Raw genomic sequence first — 22,200 nt, 5'->3', positions numbered from 1 at the left:
TGTTGCAGGGCGCCGGGCTCGGTCGAAGCTCTGCGGGCCCGGGACCGGCGCTGCCATCGGGTGCGTCGTGATCGCCGAACGCCGACGGAGGACGCGTTGAGCCAGCAGGAACAGCCCTGGCAGCCGGGCCCGAACGATCTGCCCTTCACCACCCACCTGATCAACCCGCACGGCGACCGCCATCTCGGCTTCAACGATGTTGAAGGCCGGTACTACCGGCTGGCGTAGCCGAAGCCGGCCATGAAGCCGTTCGCGTACGCAGCGACGAGAGTGAAGCCGTCGTGCTCGCAGTGGTGGTCGGCGGTCGGGAAGCTCCGACGAGACCCGCTGGTGCGTGGCCGTACGGGGTGGGGCCAGAATCTTCGCCATGTCAGAAACCTTCTGGGTGGCCCTCGGCTCGATCGGCACCACCCTGGCCTTCGGGGGCGTCGTGTGGCAGGGGTACCTCACGCGCGGAGCACTGAAGGCCAACCAGCTCATGACCGCCGACGCCATCCGCAGCCGACTCGACTCCCAGGCCCCGGGAGTCACCCTCAGGCTCAGTCCCCCGCCATGGGATCCGCTGGCAGCAACCACCATGGGGATGCCGTGCAACCCCTGGCCGCAGGGGCACACCTGGCACTTCCCCGCAGAGCAGGAGGGCGCCAACCGCCTCGTGCTGCAGCAGGTTCTGATCATGGAGAATCTCAGCGACCGACGCGTGCAGGCACGGTTCGACGGCGACCTGGTCGTGGCCGATGAGGACAGGCGGCCCGCTGCCGCCGGCGTCATCGTCCTGGGGCCCGGCGAAACAAGTCAGGACGTCTACCTGCAGCGCGAATTCACCATCAAGGAGCTCTCGGAGAACTACACGGCAAAGCAGGCCGCGCAGGAGCTGCCGCACAAGGTGTTCGGCACGGTTACGGCGGAGGACGACCGTGACAACGGAAGCACGGATCGTTGGGACCTGGTACTGACCGGCTGCCCGGTCCAGCCAGTCCCCGACCGGGAGGGCCTGTGGATGATGGCTCCGTGGCACCTGACCGAGGGATCGGGGCTGCGCACCCTGAACTACAGCCTGCTGCCGTCGCGGCAACGCATCCACTGGATATCACGCGCCAGAGGCATACAACTACCTGCTCCAGACGGCGGGTAGCGGCGTAACACCGCTGATTGGCCGTGGTCGGACGCCTCGGTCGCTCTACTCGGCGGTGTGCTCGGGCGCCGGTACGGAAACTTGGAACAAACGGTTGCTGGACGTTGGGCCCCGGGCCGGTCGGGGCCTGCCGTGGGGCGCAAGGACACGTGCGCCAACGCTCGCCGCACTGGAAGCAGGCCACCCGGTCTGACCCGGGCCGCTATCCGACGACGCCGCCTCTCCCCCGTGTCGTTTGGGTCGCAGCGGTGACCCGGCGTTGGACAGCTTCAGCGATCGTTCGGTACCTGGGAGGACAGGACACCAACTGCAACTGCTCATAGGTACACGTGGTGAAGCGCAGCTCGATGAGCCCTGTCCGGGCTTCGTCGTCGAAACGGGTCCAGTTCTCCATCTGTTCTGGCGGGTAGATCGCGTCTAGGTGATGGGCTCGGGCGACGGGCAGACCGAACACCGGATCCGTCATCGCTTCGATCAAAGGCTGCTTCTGATAACGGACGCCGGAGCGGTGGATGATGTCCAGGCACCACCGCACCGGCCCGCTGCCGTCGTAGCCGTTGATGCCCAGCCCCTTGTAGCCGGTGACGGCGTCGGCGGCTGTGAGGGTGTGGAAGAGGCCGATGCGTCGCAGCACTCCGCTGGCACTCCAAGCACCGGCTCGGAACTGCCGCTCCCACGTCCCTGTGTTCCACCGCTGCTCGAAGGCGAGTTCTTCAGCTGACCACTGCTCTGGTCCTCGCCACAGTGCCTTCCATCCGGTGTCGGCCGCGCGCTCGAGGCTCTCTGTCTCCGCGCGCTTGAAGACTTTGAGGGGCTGACCGGTCAGCCAGGCGGAGGTGCGCTGACCGGCGATGTGCACCTCGACTCCTCTGTGGTCGCGCTGTCGGACGCGCAGTCCGGGGATGCCGTGGACTTCGCCGTCCGGCTCGTAGGAGGGGAGCACACGCGACAGGAGCCTGGCGGCACGCTGCTCGCCTTCAATGACCAGATCGATGGTGTCTGGCTGGGGGCGCACGCGCCGAATCCCGAACGGGTATGCGCTGAAGTCCGTGTAAGAGTCGAGGACCTGGTGGAACAGCGTGGCCTCGAAGATCCGCTGGTCCGCGCAGTCCGCGGGCGGGATGGGCGGCCGTCCGGGGCGCAGCAGGCTCTTCGCCTGTTGATAGGACTCGTTTGTGTACAGCTGGCGGCGGGTGGCGAGGCGGCTGAGCTGGTCGTGGCGCATGGGCGGTCGGGTCCTGTGTCTCCGTACCGGTCGGCCCTCCGGTAGCGGCGATAGGGCCGTATCCGGGTAATGGATGCGCGTGATCGCGGAGTGAAGCTGAGCTCCTTCGCATCCTCTTCGGGAACGTCTACGGGCCGATGGCGTTCGAGGAGCACGGCCCTGCCGCGGCCGCCTTGGCTGCAGAGTAGCCGTCACGTCGGGCGGGTCCAGCATGCTTCACCCGTTCGTGGGCGGGGCGGCTCGCCGAGGGCCCAAGAGCCGAAGTAGTCGCCAGCCCCTGCCCGACTCGTAGGGCGGTGGTGTGACGGTTGCCTAATGTGGTGAGCACTCGGTAGGTGGTGTTCCAGTCGTGCTGGGCCTGCGGGTCCGAGAGCAGGACGCGTGGGCCGGGGCTGTCTTCCCCGCCGCGCACGAGCCGCTCAGCTTGCTTCCCTCCTCCATGTTGATCTGCGTGATCGCGGGCGCCGGGCAGTCCGGGCGTGCCAGGTCTCGCTGATCCCGCCACCGGACTTCACGTATCCGCCCGGCAGGACGAAGCAGTCGGTGCAGTCGACGCGTTCCGCATCGGTCATCGCAGAGCTCCCTTCTAGGACGTGTTTGAGATGTTGATCAAGGTCGTGAAATGATCTTCAGATGTCTCGTGGCGATCTGACGGATGCGCAGTGGGAGCGGCTGGAAGCGGTGTTGCCGCCGATACCGAAGATGGGTCGACCTCCGAGGGATCGGCGGCAGGTGTTCGACGGGATCTGGTGGCGGGCCCGGACCGGCTCGCCTTGGAGGGATCTGCCCGAGCGATACGGCCCCTGGGAGACCGCGTATGCGGTGTTCCGACGGTGGCAGATCGACGAAACATGGGCCCGCGTCCTGAAGAAGTTGCAGGTCAAGGCAGATGCGGATGGGATCATCGAGTGGGAGGTCTCGGTCGACTCCACCGTCTGCCGGGCTCACCAGCACGCCGCCGGGGCCCGCAAAAGGGGGCTGACGATCCGGGCCGGACGCGTCCGAACGGCCTCGCGGCCGAGCCGGACGACCACGGCCTGGGACGCTCGCGCGGCGGACTGACCACCAAGATTCACCTCGCCGTCGACGCCTCCTTCCACGTCCTCGCTGCCGTCATCACCGCCGGCCAACGAGGCGACGCGCCCGCCTTCGAGCAGGTGATGGACCGAATTCGTGTCCCCCGGATCAGCGGTGGACGCCCCCGCACCCGGCCCGGACATGTGCTTGCCGACCGGGCGTACTCCTCCCGTCAGATTCGCTCCTACCTGCGCAAACGCGGGATCGCGCACACCATCCCGGAGAAGCGAGACCAGGCCGGACACCGACTCCGCCGCGGTTCCGCCGGAGGCCGTCCGCCCGGCTTCGACCGCGAAATGTACAAGCGCAGGCACAAAGTCGAGTGCCGGATCGGCCTTCTGAAGCAGGCGAGAGGCGTTGCGACCAGGTACGACAAGCTCGCCGTCCGCTACGAGTCGACCGTCCAACTCACCCTCATACGGCAGGCGCTGTGACCACATCTCAAACACGTCCTAGTGGAGGCAGAGCCTGCCATCCCATCAATGGGCGACCGGGGATCTCCTCCGCCGTAGCCCGCCGGCCCCGGGGCCCGAAGCGAGGGCTTCGGCCATGGCGGTGCAGCGCGGGTCCTTCGCGTGCGAGGCCATCGTCAGCTCCTTTCCGGGCCCGTGAGGTGCGGCCACAGCAGCTTGAGGTCGTGGGCGACCCGCTCGGCCAGGACGTCGGGGTCGTTGGCCGTCCACTGGTGAGCTGTCCCGATGGCGTCGGCCGCCTTCGTCCTGGAGGTGCCCGTGCGGGGGAAAGAGCCGGAAGTGATGCGGGCGGTGAAGGTCGCCGGGGCCGGCGGGCGGGGCAGGAAGAGCAGCGGGTGGTGCGGGGTGAAGTCGAAGTGGCCGAGGCGGGCTGCGGGCGCTTCGCCGAAGAGCTGCGGTTCGGTCCACAGGCCGACAGTGACGACGATCCAGGTGTGCGGGTGGTCCGGGTCGTTGCACAGCCACAGGTCGAACGTGCCGACCAGGAGGTTCTCCTCCCACGTCCAGACCTTCGCCCGCGGATCAAGAGCATCAGCCCCGTCCACGCGCAGCGGCATCAGGGCGCGCTCGAACGGGGCGATCAGATCGTCGTAGGCGGCCCGCATCGCCACGCTGCCGGCGTGGTCGTACGTCAGCTCGCGGTCCGGCGTGATCTCCCACTTCAAACCGTCGGGAAGCTGGGTGGTCAGGTACTGGCGCAGCGGGGCAATGGCCGGCGGCAGGCCGTCCTTGTCGAGTCGGGCATGCTCGGCTGCGGGCAGGCGGACCCACCAGGCGTAATACGGCGTTTCGTCGTCGTAGGAGTCGTCGTCGACGCAGTGCTCGTACACGCAGCCCAGCGAGGCGGCCAGCTCCGTCATCGTCTCCCCGGTGCGCTCGTCCAGATCCGGATCCTCGCCCGCGAGCTGCGATGGGTCTTGAACCTCGAGGCGCCACACCACCCACTCGAAGTCCTTGAAATCCTTCACGCGCCCCGTGTGACCCCCGCTGTACCCGGCCACGTCCCGCTCCCCTGCCTCGCCCAGCTCCGACAGTCCAGTACATCAAGGCCCACCAGGCAGGCGGGAACGTTCGGCGACACCCGGCCCGGACGAGCGACGCACAGGACCGACGGCTCCAGGGCCTTGAGGGACGTGCCGGGCCCTTGGCAATGGGCAGCAGCACGCAGGTACTGAAGGTGGGTAAGCCGTCGGGGAGGCCGGCTTGCCCAGGTTCCCCTGCGGCTTACCCGAGAGCGTCGGTCATGCGGAAGATACGACCCTTTTTCACCATAGTGCTGGCCTCTGTCGGTCTGACATAGGCTTTGCCCTTGTATTTGCGGACAAGGCAAGTGATGGGGCTGCGTCATGAAGGAAGGCATGCTGCCGCCAGGGCAGCGCCTGGCCAAAGGGTGGCCCGTCTCGCACTACGGGCCGGTGCCCCGCTTCCGCCCCGACCGGTGGAACCTGCAGGTGTTCGGCGCGACCGCGAGCGGACAGACCCACTCCTGGACGTTCGATGAAGTCGCCATCATGCCAAAGATCACCGTGCATGCGGACCTGCACTGCGCCTCAGGCACCAGCACCACCGGCCACATGTTCTTCGGCGTTCCGGCCCGCACCCTGCTGGACCTTGCCCCGCCCGCCGCAGGCGTGTCCCACGTCATGGCCTGGGCCGAGTACGGGTACAGCGCGAACCTGCGCCTGAGCGACTTCATCGCCGACACCACGGTCATGGCCACCCACCACGACGACGAGCCGCTCACCGTCGAACACGGCTTCCCCCTGCGTCTGGTGGTCCCGCACCTTTTCGGCTACAAGGGCCCCAAATGGCTGCGCGGCATCGAGTACATGACGCAGGACCGCCGCGGGTTCTGGGAGGAACGCGGCTACCACAACATCGCCGACCCCTGGGCCGGCCAACGCCACTCCTACCAGGAGGACGGCGGCCCTTAGCTTCGCGGGCAAACCCCAGGGGCACGCCGACCAAGCGTTGTCCGGGACGCGGATGCCGCCGCCCCGGCCAGACCCACAAGGCGAGGTCCCCCATGGTCATGCGCACCCACGACGGCAGCGTCGGCGACGTCGACTACGGCACCATCGGTGCCGCCTACGCCGCTTGGCGCCGCCCCGACGAACGCATCGCCCACGTCATCGCCCAGGCCCTCGGCGGTGCGCGCACCGTCCTCAACGTCGGTGCGGGCACCGGATCGTACGAGACCGCCGCGCACACGATCACCGCGGTCGAACCCTCACTGGCCATGCGAGCCCAGCGGCCGGCCGAACTCGCCACCGCCGTCGACGCCGTCGCCGAAGACCTCCCCTTCCCCGACGGACACTTCGACGCATCGATGACCCTCTTCAGCGTCCACCAGTGGTCCGATGCCACCGCCGGACTACGCGAGATGCGACGTGTCACCCGCGGCCCCGTCGTCGTACTGACCTGCGACCCGGCCCGCGTACGCGACTTCTGGCTCTACGAGTACGCCCCCGACGTCCTCGACACCGAAGCCCGCCGCTACCCGCCCCTCGGCCAACTCACCGCCGCTCTCGGCGGCACCACCACCATCCAGTCCGTCCCCATCCCGCTGGACTGCACCGACGGCTTCAACGAGGCCTATTACGGCCGCCCCGAACTCCTCCTCAACCCCGCAGCCCGACAAGCCTGCTCGGCCTGGAGCTTCATCGACGACCATGCCCGCCAAGCCTTCGACACCTCCCTGCGCCGCGCCCTCGGCTCAGGCACCTGGGATGAGGCCTTCGGCCACCTCCGCAACCGCCCGACCTACAACGGATCACTCGTCCTCCTCCGCGCAACCCCCTGACCAACAGCAGCGCCCCGACACAGGTATCTGCCAACACAGCTCACCACCGACTCAGGTGCCGAGCCGGCAGGAGCGCCAGCGCCAAGCGCTGCGGCTGATGAGGCCGAGTGCTTCGAGGCGGCCGAGCTGGTGAGCGACGGTGCCGGTGCTGGACAGGCCGACGCGCTCGCCGATCTGCCGCACGGCCGGCCCCTCACCACACTCGATGATCGAGTTCCGGATGACCCGCAGGATCGACTCCTGCCTCGGCGAGAGCCCACCGCCTCCGCTCATGCCGATCCCCCGCCGCAGCTCTGTGTACGGGCGAAGCGACGCAGCTCCACCCGGGCAGCCGGCGCACTGCCGGGGACGGTGGTCCAGAAGGGGTGCCACCAGATCCTGCCGGACAGCTCCAGCAGGCGACGGCGCAGGACGGCGGAATGTCCCGCGAACCCAGCACACCCTGGCGAACGAGCTGAGGGACCTGACTGCCTGACGCCGCGATCAACCGCTCGCGAAGCTCCTGCTCCCCGACCCGGCGGAACAGGGACGGCGTACTGTCCCCCGCTGGACGTTGACGCCGGCGAAGGCGTTCAGCTTTGCGGCCACCAGGCTCAGACCACGACGCACCAAGGCATCGAACAGCCACTTCGGCACCTCCGGCAATTGGGGCAGTGTTCCCCGTCGGCCGGCGGAACTTTCTCCTTCTCCCAGTCCTCGCGAGGGTCCAGTCGGTAGGGGCCGCCGTTCAGCGGGCCGGCGCCTCTTTCGCCTGGCGTCCAGCTCGGCGCGCTGCTCCTGGCGCTGCCGCTCCCGTTCCGCCTCACGGAGGGCAGTTCAGGCATATGAGGTCAACGAACGACGCGACGCAGGTGTCACCCGTCGCCGTGCGACCGGTCAGGGAGTGTCGCCGGACCAGTCCCAGCGGCGCCGGTCGCCGGGGCGCGGGTCATACATCGCCCGCCCCCCAGCACCGAACTGCCCGAGCTCCGTCATCAGGGCGACACCGGTATCGATCTCGCCCTTCGTCCAGCCGGTGATGTCGAGCAGCAGGCCGTCCAGCGGCCCGCCGACCAGCTCGGCGTAGGTGCGTCCCGGCTGCGGTCCGGGCCGGGGATCGTCATGGTCGGCGCCGTAGACCCGGCCGCGCAGCAACTCCTCATCCCTGTCCATACGTCCCAGGCTCCCAGCCACCACCGACAGTGCGGGCTTGCCCAGGTTCACCTTTGGCTTGCCCGCCCGTGTCGGCACAGGCTTGCCCGGGTCAGGGGCCAAAGCTCGCCAGCCGCCGGACCAGTGGGTTCGCACGCGTTGACGGAGGGAGCCACCAGAGGCTTGCCCGGCGCTCAGCGGGGCGCACCCGGACTCTGGCCGGGGCCGGGCTGGTGCGGGCGGTGCGCACGCTGGTCGTTCTCGCGGTGCGGGCGCGGTGCGGTTTCGTCGGGGAGACCAGGGGCCTGGTGCATCCGCTCGCGAGCCCCCGCGTTCAGCTTCGTGCCCGCCCGCTCGAACCGAAGCAGCTGGTCGGCAGTCAACTCCAGCGTTTCCATGTCGGTGCGCAGTGCGTCCAGGTCGACGGCCCGGCGGGCCTTGAGGACAGGGCGGTCCTCCTCCTGGGCGAAGACGTCCAGTTGCTCGGGCATCGCGGCCTGCTGGTGGACCGCCACGTCGTACGGATCCCGGCCGGTGCGGCGGGCTGGCCGCAGCTGCGCCGTCAGCACCGCGCCGGCGATGACGGCGCGGTCGTAGCGCAGCGGCACCCGGGGTATGTCCTGCTGCCCCGCTTCCAGGGGAAGCCGGGGTGCGGCCGGGTCGCCGGGGCCGGCCGGGGGATTGCGGTCCGGCTCGGGAACGTCGGTCGGCGGGCGCCGGGCGAAAGCGGCGCCCGGGAGGGCCCAGCGGGTGGTGTAGAGGCGGTACTCCGGGCGCGCGCCGCGCGACGTCCTCGCGTCGGTGATGTCGGTGCAGTGCGCGGCGAGCGCGGCGTCCACGATCTGCTCGTCCAGGCCACGCTCGTGGCGGCGGCCTCGCAGGACGAGGGCGAGGTGGCGGCGGGCTTCGGCAAGCAGGTGCCGACGGTGGAACCAGCCGCCGCCGTTCATCACGAACACGCGCGCGGTGACGTCGACGGCCGCCAGGGCGACGTCGACCACCGCGGCGACACGGGCCCGGATCACGGCGGCCGCGGCGCGGGCGCGCTCGAGCAGGGACTCGATGACGTTGAGCTCCACCCCGGAGCTGAGGATGGCGCTCGCCTTCCACCAGGCGCGCAGCTGAGCAAGCGGCCGGGCGCGCTGCTTGGGCGGCCGGGTCTTGCGGGCGGCGATCCGGTTCAGCCTGGTGCGGGCCCGCTCGGAGACGACGGGCAGGAACTTCAGCTCGCCGTCGTCGTCGACGGCGGTGACGTACTCGGCCTCCAGCTCCGTCAGGCAGGCGGCGATCTGCTCGCCGCGCCGCGCGGTCCAGCCGATCAGCTCATGCGGGACCCCGGCGATCTCCATGACCGGTCGGCGGCCCGGCGTGACCGTGCGCGGCTCAGAGGCCAACCCCAACGCCTCGCAGGCCTCAGCCATGACGAGCTCGTTGTAGAGCGCGGACGCGGCGACGGTGTTCTCGTACAGGGCCTCTGTGTGTACAGAACCCCACGTGCCGTCCGGGCGCTGCCCCTTCACCGACAACAGCAGATGGTCATGCAGCAACGGCATCTGGGACCGTGCCTCGTAGTGGCGAAAGCGCGCGGCAACCAGACCGCCGGGCGGCCGGACGCAGTGAATGCCACCGCTGCCGAACCGAATCACCGCCACCTGGTCCTCGATCCACTCCAGCACCATCTCGATCGCGCGCTCGTGCGCGGCCTCGATCGCCCGCCGGGTCTCGTCATCACCCAGCGCCCACAACAGGTAGATCGTCGGCTGCGGCCGGAACACCAAATCCAGTCCGGTGACCTTCACCCGGCGCCCGACCGCCCCGGACCGCCACGCCGCCGCCGGGGACTCCCCCGCGGCCAACCGGTCGGCTTCGATCCGGTCGGCGTGCGGGTGCCGGCCTCCCTCGCCGAACAAGTTCCGCAACTGCCGCTCGGTGACCTCCTCCCCCGCCACCAGACCCAGCACCACAAGGCCCCGGCCCATCCATCGCCCGGCCGGGACACCAGCCTCTTCCTGAGCCTTCCTCAGCGGTGCGCGGGGCGGGCGCCGGCCGTCACCGACGACGACCTGACGCAGGTAGTACCGGTACATCTGCCCAGCAGTGATCCTCGCGATATCCATCATGAAGACCACACCACACCCCCTGACCTGCAAGGAAAGAGCGAGATCCCGCGCCTCCCGCCAGGCGGGACAGACAGCCGAACCATTTTCCCGGCGGCCCGCCAGGCGGGAAGCCGCTCCAGGAGCCCGAGCCGAGTGTCATCGCTCTCCGGTCCAGCACGTGCTTCCCGGTCCAGCACGTGCTTCGGCCCCACAAACAACCGCGCAGCTCGGTCAGCGGGCGCCCAAGCTCCTCGGGCAACTGGGTCCTACCCGCCGCGATCGGACCCAGCCTGTAGCGGGCGCGGTTGTTCATCGGGAACGGGAGGTCCATGCGCTGCCGGCCCAAAGCGGCGTGGCCGCCCGCCAGACGGTGAACTGCACGGTCCCTCCGGAGCACGCCTCGAGTACAGGAGGCGTTCAACGGCCCTTGCATGACCGGTACCGCTCCCGGTGCCCGGGGGCGGACCCAGCCTGTAGCGGGCGCGGTTGTTCATCGGGAACGGGAGGTCCATGCGCTGCCGGCCCAAAGCGGCGTGGCCGCCCGCCAGACGGTGAACTGCACGGTCCCTCCGGAGCACGCCTCGAGTACAGGAGGCGTTCAACGGCCCTTGCATGACCGGTACCGCTCCCGGTGCCCCGGGGCGGCGTCGTGTTCTGCGAGCGTCAGGTGGTGGTGGGCCAGGTCCGCAGCAGCGCGGCGATCCTCGCGGCGGTGCAGGCGGAATCGAGGAGGAGGTCTTTGAGAGCGATGGCGTCGTCGCGGGTGGGCTTCACGGGGATACCGGCGGCTTCGAGATACATGACGCCGGTGGCGGCGGCCACGGCCATGTTGGAGCGCTCGAGCCAGCGGCAGCGGCCGAGGTTGTCCACGAGTGCTGCGGCTTTGGCGTAGGGGCCGTCGTAGACGGGCTGCTCGAAGAGTTCGGCCCGGTGGCGGGCGACAGCGGCGATGGGGACGCCGTAGTCGTCGGGGGCGGGATCGTCCGCGCCGGCCGCTTCGGCGACCTGCAGGATCCAGGGAACGTCGATGTGCAGTTCCATCACGCGGCGCGCGCTCCCGCAGGCGCCTGCTGGGCGTCTTCGGCCTCGTCGAAGACCGCCTGGTGCTCGGACAGGAAGCGGGCGGCGGCGTCCACCGCGCGGGCGCGCAGGCCGCTGGCGTCGTCCTGCACGAGACGGGCGAGGTAGTCCCCGATGCTCAGTCCGAGGTCGGCGGCGCGCTTCTTCGCGAGTTCCGCGACATCCTGATCCACGCGTGCGCCCAGCTGTGTCTTGGCCATACCCCACATGGTAACATCTGTTACCAGCCTGTCCAGGCAACGGCGGAAGCAGCGGTCCCGTCCGTCCGATCCCCGCCGAAGAGGGCCGCGACCAGGCTCTCTTGCCCGGTGGACAGCCGATGAGACCACAGGTGAAATCGATGCACTACGGGGGCTGCGCGCCCAGTCGCAGGTTCACGTGCCCTCGGGCATCAAGGAACGCGGCGGGCATCGGCGCAGGGGCGGGCGACGGGTGCGGGCGACAGCAGACTTGAGAACTGCGGGGAGCGGGAACATCCGATGGGCGTCGTGAGCGAAAGCCTCGGTCATGCAGTAGCGGCCGCGGCCACCCGGCCGATCCCGAGATCGGCGGGCGCGCAGGTGCGGTTCCTGGTGAAACGGCTCAAGGGCACCAGGCCGGTGGCCGACTTGCTGGGGGTCTCCCAGCGCACCGTCGAGCGGTACGCCAGGAACCAGATCAAGACGCCGCGGGCACAGCTCGGCGCCCGGCTCGCCGACGAGGTCCGCACACGGTGGCAGCCGCGGGTGAAGGAGGACGCGAAGAAGAACGCGGCCGTCTCCACCGGCATCGTCGTGGAAACCAGAGCGCGGTTCGGGTTCACCGCCGCGCCGGGCAGCACGGACGACGCACGCATCCGGCGCATCACCCAGCACCTTCCCGCCACCTACGCAGCCCGCCTCTTCGACGCACAGGCCGCCGGCGCCCCGGAGCAGCAGCTCCAGGCCGTCCTCGCCGAAGGACTCCAACAGGAGTACTTCAAGGACCGCGGCCGCCGTGCCGACGGACTCCTGGTCGAATTCACCGACATCGACTACATAGAACTCAGCCTCTGACACAGCACCGAAGCCCTCACCGAGCGCTTCGGTCGGCGAGTTGGAGTTGGCCGGGCGAGTTGAGCGCGACGGGCGACGAGGCCACCAGCGGGCCGGCGGGTGCCGCCCCGCGCGCCGCAGCCGCAGGCGCCGTCGGCAGTACGAGCACATCGCGTGGAAGGCACCCGAACACGCACCGACCCGCTCCCCGTGACGCGGTCCTGCCCGCGCGGCCCGGCACTCCAGGTACGCGAACTTGCGGCGGGCGATCTCGCGCAGCGCGAAGACCCCCGGCAACGCCGTCAGATGCGCCAGGAGCGGATGCGGTCGCCTGCCTGGTAGACGCCTGCCTTGCCGGACTGGATGCCGCGGACCAGTTCCACCAGCGCACCGTATGGGGGGTCGATGCCCTCGCCCGAGGCGTGCATGTAGGCCGCAGCGACCTGACAGGCGTAGAGGGAGTTGCGGTACGGCAGCGGCTGGAGCCGGACCAGGCTGTGCAGGAGAGCGGCAGCGCGCCAGGCTGCGTCGGGTTCGGCGGTGGCGGGGCGCGGGATGCGGGTCCTGTGGCGGGCCACAGCCGCGACGAGAGCGGAGTAGTCGGCGACCGCGACGTCTTCGGGAACAGCCTGCTCCTGGACGTCCAGGAGCCAGGGGACGTCGATGTAGAGGACCATCAGGCAGCTTCGGCTCCCTGCCGGCGGCCGGCCGGCGGCATCTCGTCGGGGAAGGCGTCGTCGAACTCGTCCCGGTGCCGCTCGCCCCAGGAGACGGCGTAGCGGACGAACTGCAGGCGCTGCTGTTCGCGCAGCGGCAGGTCGTGGACGAACTGCTTGAGGGACTTGCCCTCGGCGGCCGCGGCGGCGCGGACCGCTTCGAGTTCGTCGTCGGTGAAGGTGATGTTCAAGGACGGCATACCCTGATGGTACCTAGTAGGTACCTGAAGGGCCAGGGGTGCCGTATCCCGGGCAGCGGTCCGTCTTCCGGGGGGCGCCGACATTCGGGGGGTGCTCCGGCGGCGCTTTGCCCGTCCTTCCCGGCGCCCGGCCTCCCCACGGTGCAGACCCTGCCCTGCGTGGCGCAGGAAACCGCACCATGCACCCCTCGCTGCGGCGATGTCTCCCGCCCTGCCGTTGGCGCCTGTCTCACGGGCCGACTCCGCCAACCGGTGTGCTGCGTTCTGACCCGGGACTACGGGGCCGCCGTCAGGTCGCACGTCCGTCCTCGGACCATGTCCGTCCAGACCACCCGCCCCCGCAGCAAAACCGTCACCGCGGCCAGACCGGCGTTCATATGGGAGCGCGGCCTGGGCCGGTGGGACCCGAGCCGGCCGGCGGTGATGGTGTGGAGCCTGCCCGCGGCGCGGTTGGCCATCGGCCTCGATGTACCCAGCGCACACTGCCCCGCCAGGGGATAGGAGACAGCGACCCGTTCGCCCTGCCCAACCGGTCCCCTGGTGACGCACTCGATGAGGGGATGACGACAAGGTGACGCACTCTTCAGTCTCTATACCCCAGTTGACGTGCCGTTATCTGCTGGATCCGACGTCGCCGGTGACGCAATGACACACTTTGCGGACATCTCTCCATACCTCTCTCCTGATCTTTCTCTTTCACACAGAGAGATAGCCGAAAAGTGCGTCACCGCGTCACCCCCTCGATAGCGGGCAGCAGAAAAAATGCAGGTCAGATGTGTCATGGCAGCGCGGAAAGTGCGTCACCCCGAGCGTCACCCTGGCCCCGGAGTGCGTCACCACCGACACCGCGAGTATCCCGTCCCACCCATGGCTGTGAGCAGTTCTCAACAAACGACGGCTGAGCCGCTTTCGCCTCAATGAAGCCTGCCCACACCGGCCGGAACGCCCCTGAACGAGACACCCGCGATTCCCCGCCCGGCCGAGCAGCCCTCGCGCGACCAGGCCGCCTAGTCCGCCCGCCACCACTCCCACAGCTGGGACAATCACATCCTGGATCCGGCCCTGTTCCGGAACGGGCCCGTGGAACTCGGGTCACCCGGGGACGTGCAGGTCCACGCGGCCAGCTTCCAGCCCCTCACCGCCCTGTCCCCGATACCCATCCTGCGCCAGGCCAGCTGACCACACCGCTCTCTGCGACCCCATACGCCCGCCATACATGCCCCCACAGGGCATATATGCCGGGCGCAGCATTCTCCGCACGCATGCCCCCGACCTGGTCCTTGACGTCGCACCCCCACAGACAGAGGGGAAGCATTCGTGAGACGAATACTCTGCGGACTCCAGGATCCGGCCCTTCCCCCTTCGGGCTCTCGCAAAGTATGCGTCTCGCGAATACAAGAGGTGAGGTCTGATGAGCAGTCGCAGCGCTCAAGTATTCGTTCAGCGAATACTGTGACCCGTCTCTGGAGCGGCCCTGCGCCTTGCGCCGGCCGACCACCTTGCTTTCACGCCGGGGACGGGCCGTCAAGTCTGTGCCCGAGGTTGCTTGGTGATCCGGGCTCAGGTCTTTCGGGGATCGCGCCGGGATACCGGAAGTATTCGTCGCAGGGATACTTTGATCGACTGCCGATGGGGCCCTCATGCCGCGCCTGCTCCTGCCCGCGCTCACCGACCCCGGCAGGCACGCCAGCCGTGCGGGAGGTCGCGGGCCCCGGCCACGCGCACAGGTGGGCTGTTCGGGCGGCTGGTCACGGTCATGCAGGCAAAAGGAGCGCAGGGCAACCGGTGGGCCAGGCGCTCTCCTGACGGGAGATTCTCAACAGGGATTTCTCACAGGACGGCACCCACTCATCCCACCAAGTACCAGGCCGCTGCACACGGGCCAACCTCCACCCCAAGCGTTTCGCTCTCCCCCGGCTCGGACATCTCAGGGAGAAAACACCCCCGGCCGCGAGGTGAGAGGCAGCAGCGCGGTGAGTACGCCGCTCAGCTGGCCTGTGGTTGCCCGTGGGCGACGCGGGCCGCCTCCAGCATCTGCCGCCACGAGGTGACCTCGGGGCGGCGGCGCAGCAGTGCCCGGCGCTCCCGTTCGGTCATGCCGCCCCACACGCCGAACTCGATGCGGTTGTCGAGGGCTTCGACCAGGCACTCGGTGCGCACCGCGCATCCGTTGCAGACAGCTTTGGCCCGGTTCTGCCGTGCCGCAGCGTCGAACAGCTCTTCCGGATCACTGCTGCGGCAGGCTGCCCGTTCACTCCAGTAGGCCGTCTCGCCCATCGTCTTCCCCTCCCCCGTCGATGCTGCGTCACAGCAGCAGACGTTCAGCCTATTCCGCCTCCGGGATCGGCTGGCGGGCCACGGGGGCCGCTGCCACGCTGCCCCGAGCAGACAGCACTACGTCCGTGATGCCCGCAAGAGTGCAGATCGTGCGGGATAACAACTAAACGCCCTGGAATTGAGTAGCATCCGGCCCACACACCAGGTACGAGGAGAACGAGCCGCTGTGACCGACGCGTCAAAGAACACCCCCATCCAGAACAGGTACGCGCAGCAGTTCGCCGCCGACCGTGAGGCCAACCACAAGGAGCAGGAAAGCATCGCCGCGCAGATCACAGAGCTGCAGGGGAGGCTGAAGCAACTCAAGGCGGACGAGGTGTTGTTGTCCGACATGCAGGGCCTGGTGGGCCCGCCGGCTGAACAGCAGAGCGCACCTGCCCTCCTAAAGACCGACGCACTGGCCGAGGCGGCCCCGACCCAGGCTGTTCCGCCTCCGCGGCATAAGACGGTGACGAAGACGACCGCCGCTGCGTCCCGTGGGAAGAAGACGGCGCGCGCCAAGGCCCCCGGCAAAGTGACACAGTCCGCGCCGAAGAAGGCTGCCGCGAAGAAGACCGCCACGAAGACGGACGCCACGAACGCTGCGGAGCCCTCGCTGAGCGAGCTCGTCCTCGGACTCCTCCTCGCGCACGCCGGTGAGCCCCGCATCACCCGCGAGGTCCATGCGGACCTCGAGACAGCCCACCCCAAGCGTGCGACCACCATCCAGACGGTACGCAACATCCTGGACAGCCTCGCCAACAAGAAGATCATCGAGAAGGAGAAGAAACAGGGGTCGGCGATGTACACCGCACCCAAACCCACCAAAATCACACCCACAACCGAAACCGCCACCGACAACCCGAACAAGAAGACCCCGGCGACGGCCCAGATGTATTGACCCACAGAGTTGTTCACCCGACTGACCGGTGGCCTGCCTTCGAACTCGTGCTTGGTCGCTCCAGCGCAGCTTGCGGCGCAGTTGTGACTCGTGGGTGAGGGCTGCGATCATCTGCCGGGCCGCCGGTGACAGGGGAGTTCTCTGGCCTGGACCTGGCGGATTTGTGTGTGGATGGTGGCCGTCTGGCAGTGCGCGACAGTCACCGCGGCGATTGGCGCGTTCGCCGTCCCAGTCACCGACCTTCCCGAGTACGGCCCGTATCCGAAGCTGGCTGGGTCGTTGATCCAGGGGTATCTCGGGTGGTAGGGGGCGGCGGCTGAAGTGTTCGGGGTTGCGAGCGTATGCCTCGGCCAGGGTGACGGCGCGCTGGTCACGGACCTCCTCGGCGGTCCGGCCGGCCGTGTCTCAGTCGTCCTCGGCACAGGGTTTCCGGGTTCTCGGATCGGCAGGGAGCAGGTCCACCTCGCCGGGGGTGAGTTCCCGGTCGCCGATGATCGCTGGGCAGGCAGGTGGGACCCGGCTCGCTACGGAACCGGTGGTGCACGGCGATGAGGTCGAAGAGGGAACGCACGGCGACTTCGCAGACACGGCCGCAGCAGGCTGTCTGGCGCACCGTGGCGACCAGCGGGTGGCCGTAGGCGTAAGGCCTCCCCTCCGGCCTGACGACTGTGCCGCTCAGAGTTCGGTCCGCGACCACACCTGCCCGGTACCCGGCGCGGGCAACGAGTTCCCTGGCCTCGATCGCGATGCGCTTACGCGCCATGTCACGGACGACAGCACCCCAGGAACGGGCCCCGCGGTCCCCCGACCTCACTGCAACCAGGCCACGCAGATCGTGGAGCGGCCGATGCACAAACCCTGCACCCCTCTCCTCGACCAGCCAGCCATCCACCTTCCCATGATCGCCGGGAGGACGGACAAGACCCTGCGCCCGGCACTGGTCCGGCGTCAAAAACCCCACCGGACAGTCGGCCACCGCATACCGAGCCAACGTGACCAGTCCGTCAACGCGGACGTCGGTGAATCCCATGACAAAACCCTACGGGCGTGCCGACAGCGCCCCGGCGGCAGGCCCCCGCCGCCGACACAACTCGACCCCCACACGCTGTGCCTCGTCCAGGAGACCGAACAGACCAGCAGTAAGTGTCCCCATGCGGTCCCCAGTTCGCCCGACTGCGCCGCACACACTGCCACTGCCACTGCCACTGTCGCTGTCGCCGTCGCCGTCGCCGGCATAACGACCGGGCGCCAAAACATATCGTCGATCCCGGATGTCCTGCAGTCTCACAGAGCGGCATCCCGGCGGACGCCCTGGCCGGCACCTACAGCCCGACGATCACCCACTCTGACCCACACACCGACCCTGGTGAGCCGCACCAGCACCCGGATCTATCTCTCAGCCGGCGACCACAACCCCCCGGCCCCGAACTTCACCGCACACACGATGACAGCTCAACGCGGCCCGCATAGGCACGCGATCGTACGCGCCCAGATCGGGCGACGTAGCAGCTCCGGACAGACAGCCGTCAGCCTTCGACAGCAGCCCGCACGCAGGGCAACACGATCATGATGAACGACTTGTAGAAGCACTACATGACCGCCACCCGAAAGCACACTGTTCACAGCACTACGTGCACGGCCTGCCAGGCAGCCACCACCCGCGCGTCCGCCACACGTCTCTTTGAAACGTTCAGCAGACCACAAGACGCGCACAACACCCAGTCAGCCCAGAACAGGCAATCCCCCCACAGTGGCTCGGGTGTGAGTAGTTGAGGTACAGGAAATCCCGATGAGATTGATCTTGCTGGGGTTCTCCTACTGCGAAGAGCGCTCCGGTGCGCTGTGGCCGGGGTCGGCGTTGTCCACTTCAGGCTCCGTGGGGTCGGGCCAGGGCCGAAGAGACCGTGTTCTCCGGGTCCGGTGGCGCCGAGGACGCCGGGCCCTTCCAGCGATGGGGCGGCATGGGGATCACTGGTTGTCTCCGTTCCGAGCCTGCACGAGCAGCTGGGCCACCACGTCGTCGGAGCTATCCTCGGCCTGGCGGGCCAGGTCGTCCAGCACGGTGTCGCCGTCGAGGACCTGTGCGGTGAGCCGTTCCATCAACTCCGGGTCGGTGCCGCTGCCGGGGCCCGTGATGCGGGCTCGGATCGGGCGGCGGGGGCTGATGACTTGTGCCTCGTTGGGCTCGGCGGTTTCCTCGGCTTCGGCGAGCGCCCGGTACAGCGAGGCGACCGAGGGGTGGCGCCCCGCGTTCTTGCCCGTCTTGATCGTGAGCTTCTTTGCGATGTCGGGGACGGGGACGCCCTTGTTCTTCAGCGCGACGGCGAAGGTGAGCATGTCGTCGTCGATGACCTTGGGCCGTCCGCCGTGGTTGCCCTTGGCGGCGGCGGTCTGCCGGCCTTCGAGGGTCTTCTCGCGGATGTAGTTGCGGTCGAGCTGCGCGGCGACGGCGAGCACGGCGAAGAACATCGCTCCCATGCCGTTGGGGTCATAGATGCCGGTGAGCGGGCCGGTGAGGAGTTCGAGTTGGACGCCAGCGTCCTGGAGCTGGCCGGAGAGGGTCATGAGCTCGGCGGCGTTGCAGGCGAGGCGCTTGAGCTCGTGGACGGTGAGGATGACCTCCTGGTCGGGGGCCGCCTCCTTGATGTCATACGCCAGCTTCAGCGCCTTCTCCAGCTCGGGCCGGGTCTTGACCCGGGTGGAGATCTTCTCGGAGAAGATCCGCTTGCAGACCGGTTCGAGCGCGGCGAGCTGGGAGGCGAGTTCCTGCTGGGCGGTCGAGCAGCGGGCGTACCCGATCCGGATGGGCTTCGCCACCGCGGTGGCTGGCGCCGCCTCGACGGGCGGGCCCGGCTTCCACGGCCGCCCCGGGCAGCGGTCCTCCGGCACGATCACCTCAAGCTCCTCGCGGAGCGCGGGGACGAGGATGAAGCGGGCGGTGTGGTACTTCGTCGCGCACTTTCCGCTGCGGGTGCGGCATGCGCTGCCGGCCGGGGCTTCACACTTCGGACAGTCGTTTCGTTCTACCGCGATTGCTGCTTGATCGGGCGTCAGATCCACCCCGGCAGTGTCTCAGAACCGCCTCGCACAACTCACCGGTTTTGAGAGGACCTCTGCGAACGACGACCTGCGGATTCACGATCGGCTCCGGGGTGTTCGCAAAACTCTCGCAACTGGTCATTTATGCGAGGGACTGGGCGTGCCTGCCCGCCGCCGAGATGGAACCGGTGTGAGATCGCATGTGGGCAGTGCCCGCGGTCAGGCTGGGACATTCGCATGAGCGGAGGCAAGGATGCTTGGCGACCCGTTCGGGCTGGCCGAGGTGCTCGCCGCTGCGGAGGACGCGGCACCGGGGGCGTCTCTCGCTGTGGTGGCGCGCAATCTACGCGACCGGTTCGACGCGCGGGCGGTGTCGTTCCTGTTCGTCGGCGTCGCTGGCCGGCAGATGGTGCGGGTCGACGAGGGTATCGCCCCGCGGGCCGGCCTCGACGCCGATCAGATCCAGCTGGCCGGCAGCGTCTACGACCAGGTGTTGCGCACCCAGGAGCTGGTGCGGGCCCCCGACGCCGGGCGCGGAAAGCGGGTGTTCGCCCCGGTGACCAACCGCGGTGACACCATCGGCGTCCTGGAGTTGTCCCTGCCGCACGTCAGCCAGGAGATCCTGGACGAGGTTGGCGAGGCCGCGCACGCGCTGGCGTACATCATCGTCACCGACCGCCGCTTCACCGACCTCTACCGGTGGGGTCAGCGCGCTACCCCTCTCAGCCTGGCCGCCGAGATCCAGCGCCAGCTCCTGCCCGACGCGCCCTCCTGCGAAGCCGCACAGTTCGTGCTCGCCGCGTGCCTGGTCCCGGCCGACGACGCCGCCGGGGACACCTACGACTACGCCCTCGACGACGACACCCTGCATCTTTCCGTCACCGATGCCATGGGCCACGACGTCGACGCCGCACTCATGGCCACCCTCCTGGTCAACGCCTCGCGCGGCGCTCGTCGCGACGGCGCCAGCCTGACCGAGCAGGCCCGCCGGATCCACCAGGCTCTCCTCGACCACGGCCACCACACCATGGCCACCGGACAGCTCCTGCGCATCGCCCTGGACGGGACCGGCGCACAGCTCGTCAACGCCGGACACCCCTGGCCGCTGCTCCTGCGCGACGGCACGGTGAACGAGGTGCGCCTGGACGTCGACCTGCTCTTCGGCGCCCCCGGACCCACCCCGTACCACGTACAGTTCCTCGACCTGCGTCCCGGCGACCGGCTCCTGCTCCACAGCGACGGCATGCAGGAACGACAAGCCGAGTCCGTCGACCTGCCCGGCCTCATGCGCGAGACCGCCTTCGAACATCCCCGCGAGGTCGTGCGCGTCCTGACAGCAGCGGTTACCGACGCCTGCGGCGGCCACCTGCCCGACGACGCCACGGTGCTGTGCCTCGACTGGCACGGCCCCCACCACGACGGCCGCCACGCCCACGCCGGAGCCAGCCGATAAGCACTTCCCCGTGTCCATCCGGAGACCGCTGCCGGGAAGAGGTCATTCCTCTCCGGCGTCAGCGTCTTGAGGATGACGTTGCAGGAGAGCTCGATGTAGCCGTAACGCCACGCCCACTCGGCGCAGCCCTCCGGGTCCTCGTGCAGGTCTTTGGGTTCAGCGAACAACACAGGTGTGCCTCCTGATCGGAATCGAGATCGGTCAGCCAGGCCGGCGGGGCGGGAAACCCCACCCCACCCCGCCGGCCCGACCCGCGCACCATCCCTGCGGGTGGGGTAAGGACCGCAAGAGCCATCGAGGGTGCCCGGACACACGGCGGCCCGGCACCGCGAGAACAGAACCTGGGCCGAAAGGTGGAAGGCGGAGGGTTCGGAGCGGCCCGGCGTGGCGGCTACCCCTTGCGGAGCCGGAGTCCCGTGGTCGGGTCGATGAGCGTGCCGCCCACGTTCTTGCCGTCGCTCTCCTAGTAGACGTACACCTCGTAGGCGGTATCGACGGCTTCGCGGTGATTGACGGTGTCGAAGGTGGCGGACCAGGCCATACGCTCGGTGCCGTCCTGGCCGTCGACAAGGGCGCCTGTGTCGGCGTCGTCCTCGATCCCGTAGGACTCCTCGATCAGAAGGTTGCCGCCGTGGTTTTAACGGTCGAGCAGCAGAGTGCGCATGACGTGATGCGATCCTTTCATGGCGGGGCACCACGTCCGGCCGGGCAGCCAGGGCGGGTGGTCCACTGATCCGGCCGACGCAGCTTGCCCGCCGGTCGGGTAAGGACCACAAGAGGCGTACAGAGCACCGCAGAACGGGGCAAGTGACCGAGGTCCGTCAGAGCGGGTGGGTTGCCGCTCGGTGCCTGGGAGTCATACGCGGTCGAAGAGCGACAGGCTGGTCCTCTGCTGAGCGAACGCAGGGGGTTCTCCTCCTCCAGCGCATCGCCGTCGGGGAGTGGGAGGTCGTGGGAGACTTCGGCGCCAATGTCATCGGTGAGGGGGCGGGGATGGAGAGCGTCGAAGCACACATGAAGCGACCGCGCGGCAGCGAGGGCTATGACGAGAAGCCACGCTGGGAGCCGGATCGTGTCGAGATCCGTACTGACAGCAGCAAAGGGACGTGCGGGTGTCCGTGCGATCACGCACACGTCTACCGGCTGCGGGAGTCGTGCAAGAAGACAATCGTGGCCGACGCGGTCACGCTGACCGGTACTCATTCCGTTCCGTTGTGTGGGCCGTGCGCGGCTGTGCAGCTCTCCCAGATGGAGAAGGGGCGCCGGCCACACCAGGTGACGAAGGCCCAGCGGCAAGCGAACCTCGCAGGGAGCCTGCTCGCTCTTGCCCTCTTCGTGGGACTCGTCTGGTACTTCGGAGACAGCCAGGCTGCTCTCGTCATGCTCTTCGGTGCCTTTGTCGGCGTTTGTGTGTGGGAGCAGAACAAGTGACAACGGCGGCGTGTCCTCGCCCGGCTGCCGCCTGACAAAACACGGGCGGGACGGATATAGGCATGGGGCAGCCCCGGCACCAGGAGGCAGATACCGGGGCCTGCCCGG

The 22,200-nt window shown here is 68.7% G+C and carries 20 protein-coding genes and 1 pseudogene; 9 read left to right on the top strand and 12 right to left on the bottom strand.

From position 1 onward, the window contains the following. The first annotated feature begins 96 nt into the window (after nucleotides 1–96). Both OHB49_RS45235 and OHB49_RS45230 read left to right on the top strand, forming a co-directional pair. Nucleotides 97–228 (top strand): hypothetical protein, encoded by a 132-nt coding sequence (locus OHB49_RS45235; protein WP_329166872.1) that lies wholly within the window; start codon nucleotides 97–99, stop codon nucleotides 226–228. A gap of 139 nt (nucleotides 229–367) precedes the next feature. Next, nucleotides 368–1,135, top strand: coding sequence for a hypothetical protein (locus OHB49_RS45230; protein ID WP_329166873.1), 768 nt, complete (start codon nucleotides 368–370; stop codon nucleotides 1,133–1,135). Between the two features lie 202 nt (nucleotides 1,136–1,337). Here OHB49_RS45230 and OHB49_RS45225 read toward each other — a convergent pair whose 3' ends face one another. Continuing rightward, the gene (locus OHB49_RS45225; protein WP_329166874.1) at nucleotides 1,338–2,360 is read right to left on the bottom strand and encodes a hypothetical protein; all 1,023 of its coding nucleotides are present in this window, start codon (nucleotides 2,358–2,360) and stop codon (nucleotides 1,338–1,340) included. A 633-nt stretch (nucleotides 2,361–2,993) separates the two neighbouring features. Here OHB49_RS45225 and OHB49_RS45220 point away from each other — a divergent pair. Next, nucleotides 2,994–3,871 (top strand): IS5 family transposase gene (locus OHB49_RS45220; RefSeq protein WP_267009715.1). Its coding sequence is split into 2 segments (ribosomal slippage): nucleotides 2,994–3,387 and nucleotides 3,387–3,871, totalling 879 coding nucleotides; the frame shifts between segments, so codons are not numbered across the junction. 155 nt (nucleotides 3,872–4,026) lie between these two features. Here the strand turns inward: OHB49_RS45220 and OHB49_RS45215 are convergent. After that, nucleotides 4,027–4,878, bottom strand: a complete 852-nt coding sequence (locus tag OHB49_RS45215; RefSeq protein ID WP_329166876.1) for a hypothetical protein — start codon at nucleotides 4,876–4,878, stop codon at nucleotides 4,027–4,029. Between the two features lie 378 nt (nucleotides 4,879–5,256). Between OHB49_RS45215 and OHB49_RS45210 the strand changes: the two genes are divergently transcribed. Both OHB49_RS45210 and OHB49_RS45205 read left to right on the top strand, forming a co-directional pair. Then, nucleotides 5,257–5,844, top strand: coding sequence for a molybdopterin-dependent oxidoreductase (locus OHB49_RS45210; RefSeq protein WP_329166877.1), 588 nt, complete (start codon nucleotides 5,257–5,259; stop codon nucleotides 5,842–5,844). Between the two features lie 92 nt (nucleotides 5,845–5,936). Beyond that, a complete protein-coding gene (locus OHB49_RS45205; protein ID WP_329166878.1) occupies nucleotides 5,937–6,713 on the top strand; it encodes a class I SAM-dependent methyltransferase in 777 nt (258 codons plus the stop codon). A gap of 51 nt (nucleotides 6,714–6,764) precedes the next feature. On the opposite strand, the gene OHB49_RS45200 is transcribed toward OHB49_RS45205, so the two are convergent. The 5 genes from OHB49_RS45200 to OHB49_RS45180 all read right to left on the bottom strand — a co-directional run bounded on the left by OHB49_RS45200 (nucleotide 6,765) and on the right by OHB49_RS45180 (nucleotide 11,223). Next, nucleotides 6,765–6,986: a hypothetical protein gene (locus OHB49_RS45200; RefSeq protein ID WP_329166880.1), complete on the bottom strand. Its 222-nt coding sequence runs from the start codon at nucleotides 6,984–6,986 to the stop codon at nucleotides 6,765–6,767. 603 nt (nucleotides 6,987–7,589) lie between these two features. Further along, the gene (locus OHB49_RS45195; RefSeq protein WP_329166882.1) at nucleotides 7,590–7,865 is read right to left on the bottom strand and encodes a hypothetical protein; all 276 of its coding nucleotides are present in this window, start codon (nucleotides 7,863–7,865) and stop codon (nucleotides 7,590–7,592) included. A 173-nt stretch (nucleotides 7,866–8,038) separates the two neighbouring features. Beyond that, nucleotides 8,039–9,964 carry a MobF family relaxase gene (mobF, locus tag OHB49_RS45190; protein WP_329166883.1) on the bottom strand — a complete coding sequence of 642 codons (1,926 nt, stop codon included), beginning with the start codon at nucleotides 9,962–9,964 and terminating at the stop codon, nucleotides 8,039–8,041. Between the two features lie 642 nt (nucleotides 9,965–10,606). After that, entirely contained in the window at nucleotides 10,607–10,984 is a 378-nt protein-coding gene (locus tag OHB49_RS45185) for a fic family toxin-antitoxin system, toxin component (RefSeq protein ID WP_329167452.1), read from the bottom strand. Beyond that, nucleotides 10,984–11,223 (bottom strand): hypothetical protein, encoded by a 240-nt coding sequence (locus tag OHB49_RS45180; RefSeq protein ID WP_329166884.1) that lies wholly within the window; start codon nucleotides 11,221–11,223, stop codon nucleotides 10,984–10,986. The genes OHB49_RS45185 and OHB49_RS45180 overlap by 1 nt, the downstream gene beginning before the upstream one ends. A 279-nt stretch (nucleotides 11,224–11,502) precedes the next feature. Between OHB49_RS45180 and tpg the strand changes: the two genes are divergently transcribed. Further along, nucleotides 11,503–12,057, top strand: a complete 555-nt coding sequence (gene tpg / locus OHB49_RS45175) for a telomere-protecting terminal protein Tpg (protein WP_329166885.1) — start codon at nucleotides 11,503–11,505, stop codon at nucleotides 12,055–12,057. Nucleotides 12,058–12,338: 281 nt separating this feature from the next. On the opposite strand, the gene OHB49_RS45170 is transcribed toward tpg, so the two are convergent. From OHB49_RS45170 to OHB49_RS45155, 4 genes and pseudogenes are all read right to left on the bottom strand, one after another. Next, nucleotides 12,339–12,713 carry a toxin Doc gene (locus tag OHB49_RS45170; RefSeq protein ID WP_329167451.1) on the bottom strand — a complete coding sequence of 125 codons (375 nt, stop codon included), beginning with the start codon at nucleotides 12,711–12,713 and terminating at the stop codon, nucleotides 12,339–12,341. Next, a complete protein-coding gene (locus OHB49_RS45165; RefSeq protein WP_329167450.1) occupies nucleotides 12,713–12,952 on the bottom strand; it encodes a hypothetical protein in 240 nt (79 codons plus the stop codon). Before OHB49_RS45165 ends, OHB49_RS45170 begins: the two co-directional genes overlap by 1 nt. A gap of 275 nt (nucleotides 12,953–13,227) precedes the next feature. Further along, a complete protein-coding gene (locus OHB49_RS45160; RefSeq protein WP_329167449.1) occupies nucleotides 13,228–13,410 on the bottom strand; it encodes a hypothetical protein in 183 nt (60 codons plus the stop codon). Nucleotides 13,411–14,959: 1,549 nt separating this feature from the next. Continuing rightward, nucleotides 14,960–15,229, bottom strand: a pseudogene (locus tag OHB49_RS45155) (WhiB family transcriptional regulator); the annotation flags it as partial. Between the two features lie 226 nt (nucleotides 15,230–15,455). Between OHB49_RS45155 and OHB49_RS45150 the strand changes: the two are divergent. Continuing rightward, nucleotides 15,456–16,169 carry a hypothetical protein gene (locus tag OHB49_RS45150; RefSeq protein WP_329167448.1) on the top strand — a complete coding sequence of 238 codons (714 nt, stop codon included), beginning with the start codon at nucleotides 15,456–15,458 and terminating at the stop codon, nucleotides 16,167–16,169. A 1,968-nt stretch (nucleotides 16,170–18,137) separates the two neighbouring features. Here OHB49_RS45150 and OHB49_RS45145 read toward each other — a convergent pair. After that, nucleotides 18,138–19,229 (bottom strand): recombinase family protein, encoded by a 1,092-nt coding sequence (locus OHB49_RS45145; protein ID WP_329167447.1) that lies wholly within the window; start codon nucleotides 19,227–19,229, stop codon nucleotides 18,138–18,140. A gap of 232 nt (nucleotides 19,230–19,461) precedes the next feature. On the opposite strand from OHB49_RS45145, the gene OHB49_RS45140 reads away from it, so the two are divergent. Together OHB49_RS45140 and OHB49_RS45135 are read left to right on the top strand one after the other, a co-directional pair. After that, nucleotides 19,462–20,661 (top strand): PP2C family protein-serine/threonine phosphatase, encoded by a 1,200-nt coding sequence (locus tag OHB49_RS45140; protein WP_329167446.1) that lies wholly within the window; start codon nucleotides 19,462–19,464, stop codon nucleotides 20,659–20,661. A gap of 951 nt (nucleotides 20,662–21,612) precedes the next feature. Next, the gene (locus OHB49_RS45135; RefSeq protein WP_329167444.1) at nucleotides 21,613–22,092 is read left to right on the top strand and encodes a hypothetical protein; all 480 of its coding nucleotides are present in this window, start codon (nucleotides 21,613–21,615) and stop codon (nucleotides 22,090–22,092) included. The last annotated feature ends 108 nt before the right edge of the window (nucleotides 22,093–22,200 follow it).

Origin of the sequence: Streptomyces sp. NBC_01717, assembly GCF_036248255.1 — a bacterium.
GTDB lineage: Bacteria > Actinomycetota > Actinomycetes > Streptomycetales > Streptomycetaceae > Streptomyces.
This window is presented reverse-complemented; position numbering and strand designations above follow the sequence as displayed.

Bases quoted from the DNA above. Each gene is read 5' to 3' on its own strand.
- OHB49_RS45165 (WP_329167450.1), bottom strand. From the start codon at position 12,952: ATGCCGTCCTTGAACATCACCTTCACCGACGACGAACTCGAAGCGGTC.
- OHB49_RS45205 (WP_329166878.1), top strand. From the start codon at position 5,937: ATGGTCATGCGCACCCACGACGGCAGCGTCGGCGACGTCGACTACGGC.
- OHB49_RS45210 (WP_329166877.1), top strand. From the start codon at position 5,257: ATGAAGGAAGGCATGCTGCCGCCAGGGCAGCGCCTGGCCAAAGGGTGG.
- mobF (WP_329166883.1), bottom strand. From the start codon at position 9,964: ATGATGGATATCGCGAGGATCACTGCTGGGCAGATGTACCGGTACTAC.
- OHB49_RS45185 (WP_329167452.1), bottom strand. From the start codon at position 10,984: ATGGAACTGCACATCGACGTTCCCTGGATCCTGCAGGTCGCCGAAGCG.
- tpg (WP_329166885.1), top strand. From the start codon at position 11,503: ATGGGCGTCGTGAGCGAAAGCCTCGGTCATGCAGTAGCGGCCGCGGCC.
- OHB49_RS45180 (WP_329166884.1), bottom strand. From the start codon at position 11,223: ATGGCCAAGACACAGCTGGGCGCACGCGTGGATCAGGATGTCGCGGAA.
- OHB49_RS45200 (WP_329166880.1), bottom strand. From the start codon at position 6,986: ATGAGCGGAGGCGGTGGGCTCTCGCCGAGGCAGGAGTCGATCCTGCGG.
- OHB49_RS45225 (WP_329166874.1), bottom strand. From the start codon at position 2,360: ATGCGCCACGACCAGCTCAGCCGCCTCGCCACCCGCCGCCAGCTGTAC.
- OHB49_RS45160 (WP_329167449.1), bottom strand. From the start codon at position 13,410: ATGGCCAACCGCGCCGCGGGCAGGCTCCACACCATCACCGCCGGCCGG.
- OHB49_RS45195 (WP_329166882.1), bottom strand. From the start codon at position 7,865: ATGGACAGGGATGAGGAGTTGCTGCGCGGCCGGGTCTACGGCGCCGAC.
- OHB49_RS45230 (WP_329166873.1), top strand. From the start codon at position 368: ATGTCAGAAACCTTCTGGGTGGCCCTCGGCTCGATCGGCACCACCCTG.
- OHB49_RS45170 (WP_329167451.1), bottom strand. From the start codon at position 12,713: ATGGTCCTCTACATCGACGTCCCCTGGCTCCTGGACGTCCAGGAGCAG.
- OHB49_RS45140 (WP_329167446.1), top strand. From the start codon at position 19,462: ATGCTTGGCGACCCGTTCGGGCTGGCCGAGGTGCTCGCCGCTGCGGAG.